12 protein-coding genes are annotated in these 15581 nt (G+C 56.1%); 9 read left to right on the top strand and 3 right to left on the bottom strand.

Going from position 1 to position 15581, the window contains the following annotated elements:
• Window positions 1–2 precede the first annotated feature (2 nt).
• Together mutS and fdxA are read left to right on the top strand one after the other, a co-directional pair.
• Window positions 3–2582 carry a DNA mismatch repair protein MutS gene (gene mutS, locus HBN61_RS03680; protein ID WP_170046198.1) on the top strand — a complete coding sequence of 860 codons (2580 nt, stop codon included), beginning with the start codon at window positions 3–5 and terminating at the stop codon, window positions 2580–2582.
• A gap of 130 nt (window positions 2583–2712) precedes the next feature.
• Window positions 2713–3036 (top strand): ferredoxin FdxA, encoded by a 324-nt coding sequence (fdxA, locus tag HBN61_RS03675; protein ID WP_169963280.1) that lies wholly within the window; start codon window positions 2713–2715, stop codon window positions 3034–3036.
• 156 nt (window positions 3037–3192) lie between these two features.
• Here fdxA and HBN61_RS03670 read toward each other — a convergent pair whose 3' ends face one another.
• The 3 genes from HBN61_RS03670 to HBN61_RS03660 all read right to left on the bottom strand — a co-directional run bounded on the left by HBN61_RS03670 (window position 3193) and on the right by HBN61_RS03660 (window position 5575).
• The gene (locus tag HBN61_RS03670) at window positions 3193–3822 is read right to left on the bottom strand and encodes a CoA transferase subunit B (protein WP_094993592.1); all 630 of its coding nucleotides are present in this window, start codon (window positions 3820–3822) and stop codon (window positions 3193–3195) included.
• 2 nt (window positions 3823–3824) lie between these two features.
• Entirely contained in the window at window positions 3825–4523 is a 699-nt protein-coding gene (locus HBN61_RS03665) for a 3-oxoacid CoA-transferase subunit A (protein WP_170046197.1), read from the bottom strand.
• 380 nt (window positions 4524–4903) lie between these two features.
• The gene (locus tag HBN61_RS03660; protein WP_170046196.1) at window positions 4904–5575 is read right to left on the bottom strand and encodes a TetR family transcriptional regulator; all 672 of its coding nucleotides are present in this window, start codon (window positions 5573–5575) and stop codon (window positions 4904–4906) included.
• A gap of 267 nt (window positions 5576–5842) precedes the next feature.
• Here HBN61_RS03660 and HBN61_RS03655 point away from each other — a divergent pair, with 267 nt between their 5' ends.
• The 7 genes from HBN61_RS03655 (at window position 5843) to HBN61_RS03625 (ending at window position 15172) form a co-directional block, all read left to right on the top strand.
• On the top strand, window positions 5843–6994 hold the full coding sequence (locus HBN61_RS03655) for an efflux RND transporter periplasmic adaptor subunit (RefSeq protein WP_094993595.1): 1152 nt from the start codon (window positions 5843–5845) through the stop codon (window positions 6992–6994).
• Between the two features lie 3 nt (window positions 6995–6997).
• Window positions 6998–10159: an efflux RND transporter permease subunit gene (locus tag HBN61_RS03650; protein WP_094993596.1), complete on the top strand. Its 3162-nt coding sequence runs from the start codon at window positions 6998–7000 to the stop codon at window positions 10157–10159.
• Entirely contained in the window at window positions 10156–11607 is a 1452-nt protein-coding gene (adeC, locus tag HBN61_RS03645; protein ID WP_094993597.1) for an AdeC/AdeK/OprM family multidrug efflux complex outer membrane factor, read from the top strand. The genes HBN61_RS03650 and adeC overlap by 4 nt, the downstream gene beginning before the upstream one ends.
• Before the next feature lie 414 nt (window positions 11608–12021).
• The gene (locus HBN61_RS03640; protein WP_170046195.1) at window positions 12022–13212 is read left to right on the top strand and encodes an NAD(P)/FAD-dependent oxidoreductase; all 1191 of its coding nucleotides are present in this window, start codon (window positions 12022–12024) and stop codon (window positions 13210–13212) included.
• 24 nt (window positions 13213–13236) lie between these two features.
• Window positions 13237–13632, top strand: a complete 396-nt coding sequence (locus HBN61_RS03635) for a helical membrane plugin domain-containing protein (RefSeq protein WP_262373472.1) — start codon at window positions 13237–13239, stop codon at window positions 13630–13632.
• Window positions 13633–13653: 21 nt separating this feature from the next.
• Window positions 13654–14478, top strand: a complete 825-nt coding sequence (locus tag HBN61_RS03630) for a methyltransferase domain-containing protein (RefSeq protein ID WP_170046194.1) — start codon at window positions 13654–13656, stop codon at window positions 14476–14478.
• 493 nt (window positions 14479–14971) lie between these two features.
• Entirely contained in the window at window positions 14972–15172 is a 201-nt protein-coding gene (locus HBN61_RS03625; protein WP_047274113.1) for a hypothetical protein, read from the top strand.
• The last annotated feature ends 409 nt before the right edge of the window (window positions 15173–15581 follow it).

The following is a 15581-nucleotide window of genomic DNA, read 5'->3' as shown; positions in this document are numbered from 1 at the left end:
TGATGAGTAAAAATACTTCCGACCTGTCCTCTCACACACCGATGATGCAGCAGTACTGGCGCCTGAAAAACCAGCACCCTGATCAGCTGATGTTCTATCGCATGGGCGACTTTTACGAGATCTTCTACGAAGATGCGAAGAAGGCCGCCAAGCTGCTGGACATCACCCTCACGGCACGTGGGCAGTCGGCGGGGCAGGCGATTCCGATGTGCGGCATTCCTTACCACGCGGCTGAAGGTTATCTGGCCAAACTGGTCAAGCTTGGCGAGTCAGTGGTGATTTGCGAACAGGTTGGCGACCCAGCCACCAGCAAAGGGCCGGTCGAGCGTCAAGTGGTGCGGATCATCACGCCGGGAACTGTCAGCGATGAGGCGCTGCTAGACGAGCGCCGTGACAATTTGATTGCCGCAGTGCTAGGCGATGAACGTTTGTTTGGACTGGCCGTCCTGGATATCACCAGCGGCAATTTTTCGGTGGTGGAAATCAAGGGCTGGGAAAACCTGCTGGCTGAGCTGGAGCGCATCAATCCGGTGGAGCTGATGATCCCGGATGACTGGCCTCAAGGCCTGCCTGCCGAGAAGCGCCGCGGTGTTCGTCGTCGTGCACCGTGGGATTTTGAACGCGACTCGGCACTCAAAAGCCTGTGTCAGCAGTTCTCCACCCAAGATCTCAAGGGTTTTGGCTGCGAAAACCTGACCTTGGCCATCGGCGCGGCCGGTTGCTTGCTCAGCTACGCCAAGGAGACCCAACGCACTGCCCTGCCCCATTTACGCAGTCTGCGTCATGAGCGCCTGGACGACACCGTGGTGCTGGATGGCGCCAGCCGCCGTAATCTTGAGCTGGACACCAACCTTGCGGGCGGCCGCGACAACACACTGCAATCGGTAGTCGATCGTTGTCAGACGTCCATGGGCAGCCGCTTGCTGACGCGCTGGCTGAATCGTCCATTGCGCGATTTGCCGGTGTTGCTGGCACGCCAGACCTCGATTACTTGCCTGCTGGACGGCTATCGCTTCGAGCGCCTGCAGCCTCAGCTCAAGGAGATAGGCGATCTGGAGCGCATTCTGGCGCGTATCGGCCTGCGTAACGCAAGGCCCCGCGATTTGGCGCGTCTGCGTGACGCGCTGGCCGCACTGCCTGAACTGCAAGACGCCTTGCTCGATCTGCACGCGCCGCACTTGCAGCAACTGGCTGTTACCACCAGCACGTACCCCGAATTGGCAGCGCTGCTCGACAAAGCGATTATTGATAATCCGCCTGCGGTCATTCGCGACGGCGGCGTGCTGAAAACCGGCTACGATGCCGAGCTGGATGAACTCCAAGCCCTCAGTGAAAACGCCGGTCAATTCCTGATTGATCTGGAAGCCCGTGAAAAAGCCCGCACCGGGTTGGCCAACCTCAAGGTCGGCTACAACCGCGTGCACGGTTATTTCATCGAACTACCTAGCAAACAGGCGGAACAGGCGCCCGCGGATTACATCCGCCGTCAGACTCTCAAAGGTGCCGAGCGGTTTATCACCCCCGAACTGAAAGCCTTCGAAGACAAGGCCCTGTCAGCCAAAAGCCGGGCGCTGGCTCGCGAAAAAATGCTCTACGAAGCACTTCTCGAGACTTTGATCGGGGAGCTGCCGCCGCTGCAAGACACCGCCGCCGCACTGGCCGAACTGGACGTGCTGAGCAACTTGGCCGAGCGCGCACTGAACCTCGACCTCAATTGCCCGCGGTTTGTTGAAGAACCGTGCATGCGTATTCAACAAGGCCGTCATCCGGTGGTGGAGCAAGTATTGACCACCCCTTTTGTGGCCAACGACTTGGCGCTGGATGACAACACACGCATGCTGGTCATTACCGGGCCGAACATGGGTGGTAAATCCACTTATATGCGGCAAACCGCATTGATCGTGCTGCTGGCGCACATTGGCAGTTTTGTGCCCGCCGCCAGCTGCGAACTGTCGCTGGTCGACAGGATTTTCACGCGCATTGGTTCCAGCGACGACCTGGCCGGTGGCCGTTCTACCTTTATGGTGGAAATGAGCGAAACTGCCAATATTCTGCACAACGCCACTGAGCGCAGTTTGGTGCTGATGGATGAAGTTGGACGAGGCACAAGCACCTTCGACGGTTTGTCGCTGGCTTGGGCTGCGGCAGAACGTCTCGCTCAATTACGCGCCTATACGCTATTCGCTACGCACTATTTCGAACTGACAGTACTGCCAGAAAGCGAGCCGCTGGTGGCCAACGTGCATTTGAGTGCCACCGAGCACAACGAACGCATTGTTTTCTTGCACCACGTATTACCCGGCCCCGCGAGTCAAAGCTACGGCCTGGCGGTCGCCCAGCTGGCGGGGGTTCCGGCGAATGTCATCACCCGCGCCCGCGAGCATTTGAGCCGCCTGGAGACCACCAGCCTGCCCCATGAAGTGCCTGCCCCGACTCCTGGCAAACAATCAGCGCCCCAGCAAAGCGATATGTTTGCTAGCCTTGCGCATCCGGTGCTGGACGACCTTGCCAAGCTTGATCTTGACGAGATGACGCCACGCAAAGCCCTTGATTTGCTCTACACATTAAAGACACGCATCTAACCATGCGATAGAATCGCGCGCGGTTCGGGTTGCTACTGGCCTTTTAGCCTGGTCAATAGATACCACTCCCGAACCTGGCGAACCCGACCTGGAAGGGCTTCGCTGCCGCCGCCTGAGGAGAAAATTAGAAATGACCTTCGTCGTCACCGACAACTGCATCAAGTGCAAGTACACCGACTGCGTAGAAGTCTGTCCGGTGGACTGCTTTTACGAAGGCCCGAACTTCCTGGTGATTCACCCGGACGAGTGCATTGACTGCGCGCTTTGTGAGCCTGAATGCCCGGCGCAAGCCATCTTCTCGGAAGATGAAGTGCCAGCGGGTATGGAAAATTTCATTCAGTTGAATGTCGAGCTGGCGGAAATCTGGCCAAACATCACTGAGCGTAAAGACCCTCTGCCTGACGCTGCCGAGTGGGATGGCAAAAAAGGCAAGATCGCTGATCTAGAGCGCTGATTCACGCTGCACTAAAAAGCCCCGACTCATATGAGCCGGGGCTTTTTACGTTTCAGCGTTTCTTGCAGTTTTCTCGCTATCCCAGGTTGCAGCTTCGTGTCTCGTCAGCGACTGCAGCGCATGCCTGACTTGTCGCTGACGAGCAGGCCAAAGGGTTTAGCCTGCGATGTCGCACCCCGTGGCTTCTTGCAATTGCTCACGGGTAACGCCCGACGCAAGCTCTACCAGCTTAAGACCTTGGTCGGTGACATCCAGAACCCCCAAATCGGTGATGATACGATCCACTACACCCACACCGGTCAGCGGTAAATCGCACTGTTTGAGCAATTTATGGGCCCCGCCTTTGGCAGTGTGCTCCATCAGCACCACCACGCGCTTTACCCCAGCCACCAGATCCATGGCACCTCCCATGCCCTTGACCATCTTGCCGGGAATCATCCAGTTGGCCAGATCACCGTTCTCGGACACTTGCATCGCACCCAGGATCGACAGATTGATGTGGCCACCGCGAATCATCGCGAAAGAGTCGGCACTGTTAAAGAAGCTGCTACCAGGTAGCGTAGTGATGGTTTGCTTGCCGGCGTTGATCAAGTCGGCATCGACTTCATCTTCAGTGGGAAACGGGCCGATACCTAACAAACCGTTCTCACTTTGTAGCCACACATCCATGCCTTGCGGAATATAGTTGGCAACCAGTGTCGGCAAACCGATTCCCAGGTTGACGTAAAAACCATCCTGCAATTCTTGGGCGGCGCGGTGCGCCATTTCTTCACGAGTCCAGGCCATGATCAGGCGCTCCGCACAGTGCGTTGTTCGATGCGTTTCTCCGGGGCGGCATTGAGAATCAACCGCTGCACGTAGATCCCGGGCAAATGAACCTGATCGGGGTCGATTTCGCCAATTTCAACGATTTCTTCCACCTCGACCACGCACACTTTGGCCGCCATCGCCGCCAGCGGATTGAAATTGCGCGCGGTCTTATTGAACAGCAGATTGCCTGATTTATCGGCTTTCCAGGCTTTGACCAGCGCAACGTCTGCCCGCAATGAGCGTTCCATGACGTACCACTCGCCATCGAACTCGCGGGCTTCCTTGCCTTCGGCCACCAGGGTTCCGTAGCCGGTTTTAGTGAAGAACGCCGGAATGCCTGCACCACCGGCACGGAGTTTTTCAGCCAGCGTGCCTTGCGGGGTGAACTCAAGCTCCAATTCGCCCGCCAGGTACTGACGCTCGAACTCCTTGTTTTCGCCTACGTAAGAAGAAATCATTTTGCGGATTTGCCGCGTGGTCAACAGCTGGCCCAAGCCAAACCCGTCAACACCGGCGTTGTTGCTGATGACAGTCAGTTCGCGCTTGCCGGTGTCACGCAATGCAGCGATCAACGCCTCTGGAATCCCGCACAGTCCAAACCCCCCCACGGCCAGGGTCATGCCGTCTTCGACGAGCCCCTGCAAGGCGGATTCAGCACTCGAGTAAATCTTATTCACTTGTTATTCCTCGAATTCACCACGGCGCGCCTGGCGCCGATGGCCTGCTTGCTTTAGTCGAGGGCGGGCACCGCTGAAAACGGCTGTTGCCGACCCTCCGATCTTGGCTGCTCCAGCCTTTGGCCAGAGCGTTGCCCGAGTGTAGGGGAAGGCGACGCGGGAACTCTAGCCATGAGTGACCATGGCATCGAAATAAATGCAGGGCGTGTCGCGCTGGTACAACTCTTTGACGGACCAATCCGCTCAGGACTACAGCCGTTAACCAACTGGTAACAATTGACCTACAAAATACGTAGCTCGCTAACTTTAAACCCACGGCCTAGACGTATATAAAGACCGCCGCGGTTCTAAAAGTCTTACAGACAAAATCTTCTCTCACCTTATGGCTGTAGAGAACTAGACTCAGATTCGGTTTTGTCTGATGTTCGCAAGCCAGGGTTCAGACGCAACATATCCAGACCCACGTCGACCCAGGACTCTGCCTCTTTATGAAGCTCAAAACTGTCGGGAACCAGCAGCCATTGCCCGAGAAGACCGTCGATATAGGCGTGAAAACAAATGGCAGCACGGCGCACGTCGAGTGTTTTGGGGAGTTGCTGTCGATGAATCGCATTGCTCAAGGTCAGCTCGATCCGAGTATTGCAGTCGATCATCGCCACTTGGCGCTGACGGCGCAAATCGCACATTTCGTCAGTGAATTCGCACTTATGAAACAAAATCTCATTAATCCGCCGAGTTTTTGGATCAATTGCCACTTGGTGAAACAAATGGATCAACAGCATGCGCATGCAGCCAAGCGGGTCGACTTCGTCCTGATTCTCACAGGCCTCGGCCAGCGCATCCAAAGGCTCGTGCAAGCTGTCCAGCATGGCTTGAACCACATCAGCCTTATTGCTGAAGTGCCAGTAGATCGCGCCTCGGGTCACCCCGGCCAACGTTGCGATATCCGCCAGCGTGGTGCGCGCAACGCCTCGCTCATAAAAAGCCCTTTCGGCCGCTTCGAGGATCGCACTGCGGGTTTCCTGAGCTTCTTCTTTGGTACGACGCACCATGGCAATAAAAACCTCAATCAGGGTGGTCTTGACGACTCTGAAAAGCCCTCAAAACCTATATCGGGTGGCGTTTGTTGTGCCTTATCCCGGCCTACACTTCACGCATTGAAAGGGGTTGCGGCATGCCTTTAACGACACAACCCCGCTATTTACAAACAGACACGAATGTAAGTATATTCCTTAGCAAGCTACTTATCCACCCGGAACAGCTTTCTTTACCCTTCCACTATTCTTGTGCGCTTTCGCGTGCCTGACCCGAGGATTTTCATGCAATTCAAGCCAGCTGTTACCGCTCTGGTTGCCGCCGTCGCCCTTGCATCGCTGCTCAGCGGATGCAAAAAGGAAGAAGCGGCACCTGCCCCACAAATCCCTCAGGTCGGTGTTGTCACGCTGAAAGCTCAGCCCTTTACCTTGACCACCGATCTTCCAGGCCGAACGACGTCTTACCGTTCTGCGGAGGTTCGCCCACAGGTAAACGGGATTATTCTCAAGCGTTTGTTCAAGGAAGGCTCTGACGTCAAAGTCGGTCAACAGCTGTATCAAATTGACCCGGCCATCTATGAAAGTGCCGTTTTAAGCGCACGCGCGACGTTACAATCGGCCAAATCCCTGGCTGACCGCTACAAGCAATTGGTCGCAGAACAAGCCGTCAGCCGTCAGGAATACGACAACGCTGAAGCTGCGCGCCTTGAAGCGGAGGCCACGCTGAACACAGCCCAGGTCAACCTGCGTTACACCAAGGTATTGGCACCTCTGACGGGGCGCATCGGCCGCTCGCTGTATACCGAAGGTGCATTGGTCACCAGCGGTCAGGCGAATGCGCTGGCAGTGATCACCCAACTTGACCCGATCTATGTCGACGTGACTCAGTCTTCGGTTGAAATGCTGGAGCTGCGCAAAGATTTGGCCGATGGCCGCCTCAAGAAAGCCGGCGAAAACGCCGCCAAGGTCAAACTGACACTGCCGGACGGCAGTGAATATGGTCGTGAAGGTCGCCTTGAATTCAGCGAAGTCTCGGTCGATGAAACCACTGGTTCCGTGACCTTGCGCGCGGTGTTCCCGAACCCTGATGAAATCCTGTTGCCGGGCATGTTCGTGCACGCACAATTGGAAGCCGGTATCGACAGCAATGCGATCCTGGCGCCTCAAGTGGGCGTGACCCATAACCTTAAAGGCCAACCGACAGCATTGATCGTCGGCCCGGACAACAAGGTTGAGTTGCGCGTGCTTGAAGCATCCCGCACCGTGGGCAGCGACTGGTTGGTCGAGAAAGGCCTGAACCCGGGCGACCGCCTGATTACTGACGGCCTGCAATTCATCAAGCCTGGCGTTGAAGTCAAAATCATGGAAAAACCACAAGGCACAACCCCGGCATCTGCCCCGGCAACAGAAAAAGCTGCAGGCAGTAAAGGGGAGTAAACCATGTCGAAATTTTTTATCGACCGTCCGATTTTCGCTTGGGTAATCGCCCTGGTGATCATGTTGGTCGGGGCACTTTCGATACTGAAACTGCCAATTAACCAGTACCCGAGCATTGCGCCACCGGCAATCTCGATCTCCGTGACCTATCCGGGTGCTTCGGCACAAACCGTACAGGACACCGTGGTTCAGGTGATTGAGCAGCAGCTCAACGGTATTGACCACCTGCGTTATGTGTCGTCTGAAAGCAACTCCGACGGCAGCATGACCATCACCGCGACCTTCGAGCAAGGCACTGACCCTGACACCGCTCAGGTGCAGGTGCAGAACAAGCTCAACCTGGCGACCCCGCTGCTGCCTCAAGAAGTTCAGCAGCAAGGTATCCGTGTGACCAAGGCAGTGAAAAACTTCCTGATGGTTATCGGTGTGGTGTCTGAAGACGGCAGCATGAACAAGGATGACTTGTCCAACTACATTGTCTCCAACATGCAGGACCCGATCTCCCGTACCGAAGGTGTGGGTGACTTTCAGGTGTTTGGTGCCCAGTACGCCATGCGTATCTGGCTCGACCCGGCCAAGCTGAATAAGTACAACCTGACCCCGGTGGATGTTAAGTCCGCCATTTCCTCGCAGAACGTACAGGTGTCTTCCGGACAACTGGGCGGCCTGCCAGCGGTCAAAGGTCAGGAGCTGAACGCCACCATCATCGGCAAAACGCGCCTGCAAACAGCCGAAGAGTTCAAAAAGATCCTGCTCAAGGTCAACACCGACGGCTCGCAAGTGCGCCTGCACGATGTTGCCGAAGTCGGTCTGGGCGGCGAAAACTACAGCATCAGCGCACAGTACAACGGCAAGCCATCTTCTGGCCTTGCAATTAAGCTGGCGACCGGTGCCAACGCCCTGGACACCGCCAAGGCACTGCACAAAACCATCGACGACCTGGCTCCGTTTTTCCCGCCTGGCATGAAAGTGGTTTACCCGTACGACACTACACCCGTGGTATCGGCCTCGATCAAAGGTGTGGTTGAAACGCTGGTTGAAGCAGTTGCGCTGGTGTTCCTGGTAATGTTCCTGTTCCTGCAAAACTTCCGCGCCACCATCATCACCACGATGACAGTGCCGGTGGTATTGCTCGGTACATTCGGGATCCTGGCTGCGGCCGGCTTCAGTATCAACACATTGACCATGTTCGGCATGGTACTGGCCATCGGCTTGCTGGTGGACGACGCCATCGTGGTGGTGGAAAACGTCGAACGGGTCATGAGCGAAGAAGGGCTGCCGCCCAAAGAAGCCACCAAAAAGTCCATGGAGCAAATCCAGGGTGCACTGGTCGGTATTGCGTTGGTGCTGTCGGCGGTACTGCTGCCTATGGCGTTCTTCAGCGGCTCTACCGGTGTGATTTACAAACAGTTCTCGATCACTATTGTTTCGGCGATGGCGCTGTCGGTACTGGTTGCCCTGATCTTCACCCCGGCCTTGTGCGCCACCATGCTCAAGCCGGTCAAGAAAGGCGATCATGGCGAAAACAAGCGCGGCTTCTTCGGCTGGTTCAACCGCACTTTCGACAGCGGCGTAAAACGCTACGAGAAAGGCGTGGGCAGCATCTTGCGTCACAAGGCGCCGTATTTGCTGGCGTACGTGTTGATCGTCGTAGGCATGGTGTTCCTGTTTACGCGCATTCCGACTTCGTTCCTGCCGGAAGAAGACCAGGGCGTGCTCTTCGCCCAGGTGCAAACCCCGGCCGGCACGACTGCAGAACGCACTCAACTGGTCATTGACCGTATGCGTGAGTACTTACTGACCGATGAATCGGCGGCGGTATCCTCTGTCTTTACCGTAAACGGCTTTAACTTTGCGGGCCGCGGTCAAAGCTCCGGTCTGGCGTTCATCATGCTCAAACCGTGGGGCGAGCGTGATGCCGACAACAGCGTGTTTGCCCTGGCTGCACGTGCTCAGGCGCACTTCTCCACCTTCCGCGATGCGATGGTGTTCGCTTTTGCCCCGCCCGCGGTGATGGAGCTGGGTAACGCCACCGGTTTTGACGTTTACCTGCAAGACCGCGCCGGTATCGGCCACGAAAAACTGATGCAAGCCCGTAACCAGTTTTTGGGTATGGCTTCGCAGAGCAAAATCCTGGCAGGCGTGCGCCCTAACGGCTTGAACGATGAGCCTCAGTACCAACTGGAAATCGATGATGAAGCGGCCCGCGCCCTGGGTGTAGGCCTGAGCGACATCAACAACACCTTGTCCATCGGTCTGGGTGCCAGCTACGTCAACGACTTCATCGACCGTGGTCGTGTGAAGAAGGTCTATCTGCAAGGCGAAGCTGACTCGCGGATGAACCCGGAAGACTTGAAAAAATGGTACGTGCGCAACGATGAAGGGACCATGGTGCCGTTCTCGGCATTCGCCAAGGGCAAGTGGATCTACGGTGCGCCGAAACTCTCGCGTTACAACGGCGTAGAGGCGATGGAAATTCTCGGTGCTCCGGCACCCGGCTACAGCAGTGGTGAAGCCATGGCTGAAGTCGAAGCGCTGGCCAAGAAGTTGCCAGCTGGCGTGGGCATCTCCTGGACCGGCTTGTCTTACGAGGAACGTCTGTCAGGTTCGCAAGCACCTGCCTTGTACGCCATTTCCTTGTTGATGGTCTTCCTGTGCCTTGCGGCGCTGTACGAAAGTTGGTCGATTCCGATTGCCGTGATGCTGGTTGTGCCTCTGGGGATCATCGGTGCATTGCTGGCCACCAGTCTGCGGGGCCTGTCCAACGACGTGTACTTCCAAGTGGGCTTGCTGACGACCATCGGTCTGGCTTCAAAAAACGCCATTCTGATCGTCGAGTTCGCCAAAGAGCTTCACGAACAAGGGCGAACACTGACTGAAGCCGCCATTGAAGCCTGCCGTATGCGTCTGCGTCCGATCATCATGACGTCGCTGGCATTCGTACTGGGTGTTATCCCGCTGGCCATTTCCTCCGGCGCAGGGTCGGGCAGCCAGCACGCCATTGGTACAGGCGTGATCGGCGGCATGATCACTGCAACTGTGCTGGCTGTGTTCTGGGTGCCGCTCTTCTTCGTAGCCGTTTCGTCTTTCGGCAGCGGTAAGGACAAAGACGCGAAACAGAAAGTGGACCTGACTAAAACTCCAAATCAAGAGGCTGGCCAATGAGCAAGTCGCTTCTCGCAGTCGCCGTAGCAGCGTTTACGCTGGGCGGCTGCTCGCTGATCCCTGACTACCAGCGCCCTGAAGCGCCGGTAGCAGCGCAGTACCCGCAAGGCCCGGCCTACAAGCCTAATGAAGCACCTGCTCAGGCCGCCGCGGAACAAGGCTGGCGTCAGTTCTTCCATGACCCGGCCCTGCAGCAGTTGATCCAGACAGCGCTGGTGAACAACCGCGACCTGCGTGTCGCGGCCCTGAACATCGATGCGTATGCCGCGCAGTACCGCATCCAGCGTGCGGATCTGTTTCCGGCAGTCACGGCAAATGCCAGTGGCAGCCGTCAGCGGACACCAGCGCGCCTGTCGCAAACCGGCGAGTCCGGCATCACCAGCCAATACTCGGCGACCCTTGGGGTCAGCGCATATGAGCTGGATCTGTTCGGCCGCATCCGCAGCCTGAGCGATCAGGCACTGCAAAATTACTTTGCAACCGAAGAAGCCCGTCGCACTACGCAGATCAGCCTGGTTGCCAGTGTCGCGAATGCCTACTTGACCTGGCAGGCCGACAAAGAGCTGCTCAAGCTGACCGAAGACACACTCAGAGCGTTTGACGAGAGCTACAAGCTCACCCTGCGCAGCAATGAAGTCGGTGTGGCTTCAGCGCTGGAAGTCAGCCAGTCGCGTACCTCGGTGGAAAACGCCAAGGTGCAACTGGCGCGCTACACGCGTCAGGTGGCTCAGGATCAGAACAGCCTGGCACTGCTGCTCGGCACGAGCATTCCGCAGGACCTGCCAGCGAGCAAACCACTCGCGGCAGATCTGCTGACAGAAGTACCCGCCGGCCTGCCTTCTGACTTGCTGCAACGCCGTCCGGACATTCTGGAGGCCGAGCACAAGTTGTTGGCCGCCAATGCCAACATCGGCGCTGCCCGTGCAGCGTTCTTCCCAAGCATCAGCCTTACGGCCAATGCCGGGACCTTGAGCCCAGATCTGTCGGGGCTGTTTAAAGGAGGCTCGGGCACCTGGCTGTTCTCGCCGCAAATCAACCTGCCGATCTTCAACGCAGGGGCTTTGCGTGCCAGCCTGGACTACTCGAAAATCCAGAAGGACATTACCGTCTCGCAGTATGAGAAGGCGATCCAGACCGCTTTTCAGGAAGTGTCTGACGGTTTGGCAGCACGCCAGACCTACAGCCAGCAGCTGCAAGCTCAAACGGACTTCGTGAATGCCAACCAGGATTACTACCGGTTAGCCGAACGCCGTTACCGTATCGGGGTCGACAGCAACCTGACGTTCCTCGATGCCCAACGCTCGCTGTTCAGTGCGCAACAATCATTGATCAGCGACCGTCTTTCGCAGCTGACCAGCGAGGTCAATCTGTACAAGGCGCTGGGTGGTGGCTGGTACGAACAGACCGGGCAAAACCGCCCGATCTCGTCCGAGCCGCCAAAAGCCTGATCACGGCACCGTTAGATAACAAACCCGCCTGATGGCGGGTTTGTTCGTTTTAGGCAACAGAGCGCTTCAAGCACACGCACGGACACGCGAATCAAGCGCCCCACTCGTCCGAATGAAACCCATCATTTAAGGCCACAAGCCTCTCTCTATATACGCAGCCACTGCTGCAGCCGTTGTACTGTTCCCGCAAAAACTGCTTAGCCCGTAACGCGTTGGACACGCTAATTGGCAGCCACTAAGTACCAGTCAATTATCCATCTGTTTTTTTGCGCCCCGTCGGCACTGGCTAAAACAGCGGCAGCGCATACAGTCTTCATCGATAACCGGATTTTGTATGCGTGTTTATTACAACAGGCCAGCCAGCGATTCAGGTGATTCGAACCGCTTGGCTGACCCGACCACGGAGGTCATGCAATGGTTCAGAAGATCATCATCGTAGGCGGTGGTGTGGGAGGCACATTACTGGCCAATCAACTGGTCACAAAGCTCTACCCGGAAATACTCCGCGGCGATGTGCAATTGACGTTGCTCTCCAACTCGCCCGATCACTACTACAAGCCCGCCTTCCTGTACGTCGCATTCCACCTGTTTTTCAATGACGAACTCAAACGCGCTGAGCGCTCCTTGTTAAGACCTGAAATTGATTTTCGGGTTGAAGAGGTCACCCGCTTCAACTTCAACGATCAAATGCTAGAAACTGCAAGTGGAAAGCGTTTTGGCTATGACTACCTGGTGATTGCTACCGGCTGCATTCCCGCTCCCGAACGGATTGAAGGACTCAAGGAAGCTGGCGATCATTTCTATCAATACGCGCCAGCCCGTCAGTTGGCAGAACGGTTGAGCACCCTCAAAAAAGGCCGGATTTTCATTACCGTGTCTTTCCCGCATACCCCCAATGTGCCTCACCAGTGCGGAATCGCACCGGTAGAGACAACCTTGATGCTCGACGACTTCCTGCGTCGGCGCGGGGTGCGCAATCAAGTCGAGATCGTCTACACCTATCCGACAACCGCGCAGCTGATGCGCAACTGTCTATTCCTGCAACGCCCCACCGCCGAGGTGCTGCCAAATCTCTTTGAGCAAAAGAACATTCATTTTCAGCGCGGTTTTACATTGAGCAAGGTCGATCCCGACGCCCGTATTGCCTATAGCGAGGAAGGCGACGAACAACCGTTCGACATCCTGATGGCCACGCCGCCTATTCGCGCCGTTGACGCCGTGCTCTACAGCGGCGCATCGCACGCGCTGAACAATGAAGGGTGGCTGCCGACCAACCATGAAACCCTCGAAGTGTACGGCCTCGACAACGTCTACGTGATCGGTGACACAGTCGATCTACCCATCAGCAAAGCGGGAGGCGCTTGCCACAACCAGGGGCCGGTCATCGCCAACAACATTACCGGCAAGATTCGTCTTGGCACCAACGTCAGCGTCTATGACGGCCGAGTGCAAGCTATTGCCCAGATGGGCCTCCATGCAGGGATGCCACTCTGGTACGACTACCAAACCGATGTCCTGCCCACCCCGCCGACCAAACTGGGCGGGTTACTTAGAAACGGATTTAACCGGGGAATTTATTGGGCTGTCGCCCGCGCAATGCTGTGACCCGACACCGGGAGGAGCACCTGTATGGACACCGTTGAACAGCCACCTTTAACCGACTCGGGCCACCCGGCGGGTTCGACTCATCAGCCTGCACTGGATCTGGAACACCTACTGGCCAAAATCACGCCACTGGTTCAAAGCGGTCGCCTGGACAATCTGGTAGATATCTTGAGTCTGGTGTCGGACGTCGTGGACCTGCTGGACCCGGCCATGGTGGAAAAACTGGCACTGCTGTTTGAGCAACTCACGTCGGTCAGTTGGTCATTAGGGAACGCTGTACGCATGGCGAGTGCCCAGACTGCCGCCGACTCCCAAGCACCCACCTTTAGCCAATTACTTTCACTGCTGCGTCATGAAGACACCCGACGCGGCTGCGCTGTGGCATTGCGCACCCTTAATGTCATCGGAAGACAACTCTGAAATGCACGGGAGGACCACCTCATGCTTACCAAGGTTCAGACTTCACTGGCACGGACTGCCAGCACCCAATGGGACGCCACGTCCTATCAACAATTTGCCCGCCTGCGAGAGCGCCCCGTGCTTGAGCTGCTGGATCATGTTGACCTGCAACACCCTCAACGGATCTACGACTTGGGTTGCGGAACCGGCATTGCGACGCAACTGCTGGCCAAACGTTGGCCGATGGCTGACCTGACTGGCGTCGATAGCTCTGCCGAGATGCTGGAAGAAGCCACTTACCTGCCCATCAAGGCGTTATGGCAAAAGTGCGATGTCCAGCAGTGGCGTGCTCACCGCCCAGCAGACTTATTATTTGCCGCTGCGGTGCTGCACTTTATCAGCGACCATGAAACCTTGATCCCGCAATTGTTAAGCCAGTTAAACCCTGGCGGTTGTCTGGCGGCGCACATGCCTAATTGGCGCGATGCGTTGTGGTACGAGCTAATGCTGGAAACCCTCAATACTGGCGGGCCGAATGGCCGACCGCTAGGCACTGTTCAACTGCGTCAATTCATGGCCGAACGCACAGTACTTCCACTTAAAAGCTATTACCAACTGTTGGCGCCACTGACCCAGGAGCTGGATATTTGGGAAACCGAACACTTGCAGGTGGTAGAAGGGAAATCCCCTATCTTTGACTGGGTCAAAGTGTCGGCCCTGCGTCCAGTTTTACTGGCTCTGGATCAGGCCGAAAACAAACACTTCATTGAAAACTATCTGCGTCTGGTGCATGAGCACTATCCACAAGAAGCCAATGGCCAGACATTGTTTCCGTTCAAGCGGGTGTTCATTCTTGCCACAGTTTGAGCCGCCCGGCATGAACGATCTGCACAATTAGCGCCGTGACTATTTGTTCAGATGTGCAACTTTCGACAGTGAATACAGAACGAGCGTTCTATATTCACTGCCACTTATAGCCACGTCATTAGGAGCGCACGCCATCAATTCGCTTGATTCTTTCGTCGGACATCCCTGTATTGACTATCACATGAGCGTTGACGCGGCCGAACAGCTTGGGCGATAGTAGCAGCCACTGTTCATGGGCATTACAGAACAGTCTAGATGCAGGCAAAAAGCTCCTCTTCAACCGCCTTTCCTGACCAACTCAGCGTTGCAAGGGTAGTCGGAGGGTGGATAATTGCCTTGCTTTTAAAGCACGCGAACCAACCAACTTTGATTCGATAGTTGAAGCGACCGCCTGCGGCGTGACATGGAAAATTTACATTCGCGCATATTTATTAGCGCCGTACTTGGCCATGCCATTGATCCCGATTCAAACTCTACTTAATTAGGTAACACTGTGACGAAAGACGAACTGCGCGCAGAACTTGAGCGTCAGGAGCAACGTTACAAGGACGTTTACGGTGGTGAAGTGACGACTTATGCAGCTCAACCAGAGCCCGAGCGTAAGCCATGGCGCAAGCGCGCCAGCCTGCTTGATCAGGCCTTCACGCAGGAAATCCAGAAAATTGAAAAAGAGCTGAAACCCGAGGCGCCCTGACAGGTCACGTGCAGTACCGGAGCAGGCTTGCTTCGTGAACACCTCAAACACGAGATGTACACCCAGTCAGTTTCTGAGCGTTATCGTTCAGAGCGTTCGCGAGGCAAGTGGCTCCTTCGATGAGGATATTCAGCGATCCGACGGGCTATTTTCCAGCCATCAGCAGGAGACGTTGCGGCAAAACATCCCGGAAAAGAAATTTCATACGTCCGATTCAGACACGCCCCTTGGCTCAATGTTTGCCCCGAAAACCGCGTATAGCCTTTGTTATCAGCGGCTTGGAGTGTATTTACGGCCAACGGAAACTGACCGGTCTGACAGGTTTTTTCATTTACAGATGTTACCAACGGGCAGCTAGTGCATCGATTACCAAGGTTTTCTGGCATAATCCGGCCCCCTTTATGACCGT

This window comes from Pseudomonas sp. WS 5071 (genome assembly GCF_012985765.1).
Lineage (GTDB): Bacteria > Pseudomonadota > Gammaproteobacteria > Pseudomonadales > Pseudomonadaceae > Aquipseudomonas > Aquipseudomonas lundensis_A.
The sequence above is the reverse complement of the archived record's forward strand: the minus strand, read 5'-3'. Positions and strand labels throughout refer to the sequence as shown.

Excerpts from the sequence above, each read along its gene's own strand:
- adeC (WP_094993597.1), top strand. The coding sequence starts at position 10,156 with ATGAGCAAGTCGCTTCTCGCAGTCGCCGTAGCAGCGTTTACGCTGGGC.
- HBN61_RS03630 (WP_170046194.1), top strand. The coding sequence starts at position 13,654 with ATGCTTACCAAGGTTCAGACTTCACTGGCACGGACTGCCAGCACCCAA.
- mutS (WP_170046198.1), top strand. The coding sequence starts at position 3 with ATGAGTAAAAATACTTCCGACCTGTCCTCTCACACACCGATGATGCAG.
- fdxA (WP_169963280.1), top strand. The coding sequence starts at position 2,713 with ATGACCTTCGTCGTCACCGACAACTGCATCAAGTGCAAGTACACCGAC.
- HBN61_RS03650 (WP_094993596.1), top strand. The coding sequence starts at position 6,998 with ATGTCGAAATTTTTTATCGACCGTCCGATTTTCGCTTGGGTAATCGCC.
- HBN61_RS03660 (WP_170046196.1), bottom strand. The coding sequence starts at position 5,575 with ATGGTGCGTCGTACCAAAGAAGAAGCTCAGGAAACCCGCAGTGCGATC.
- HBN61_RS03635 (WP_262373472.1), top strand. The coding sequence starts at position 13,237 with ATGGACACCGTTGAACAGCCACCTTTAACCGACTCGGGCCACCCGGCG.
- HBN61_RS03670 (WP_094993592.1), bottom strand. The coding sequence starts at position 3,822 with ATGGCCTGGACTCGTGAAGAAATGGCGCACCGCGCCGCCCAAGAATTG.
- HBN61_RS03640 (WP_170046195.1), top strand. The coding sequence starts at position 12,022 with ATGGTTCAGAAGATCATCATCGTAGGCGGTGGTGTGGGAGGCACATTA.
- HBN61_RS03655 (WP_094993595.1), top strand. The coding sequence starts at position 5,843 with ATGCAATTCAAGCCAGCTGTTACCGCTCTGGTTGCCGCCGTCGCCCTT.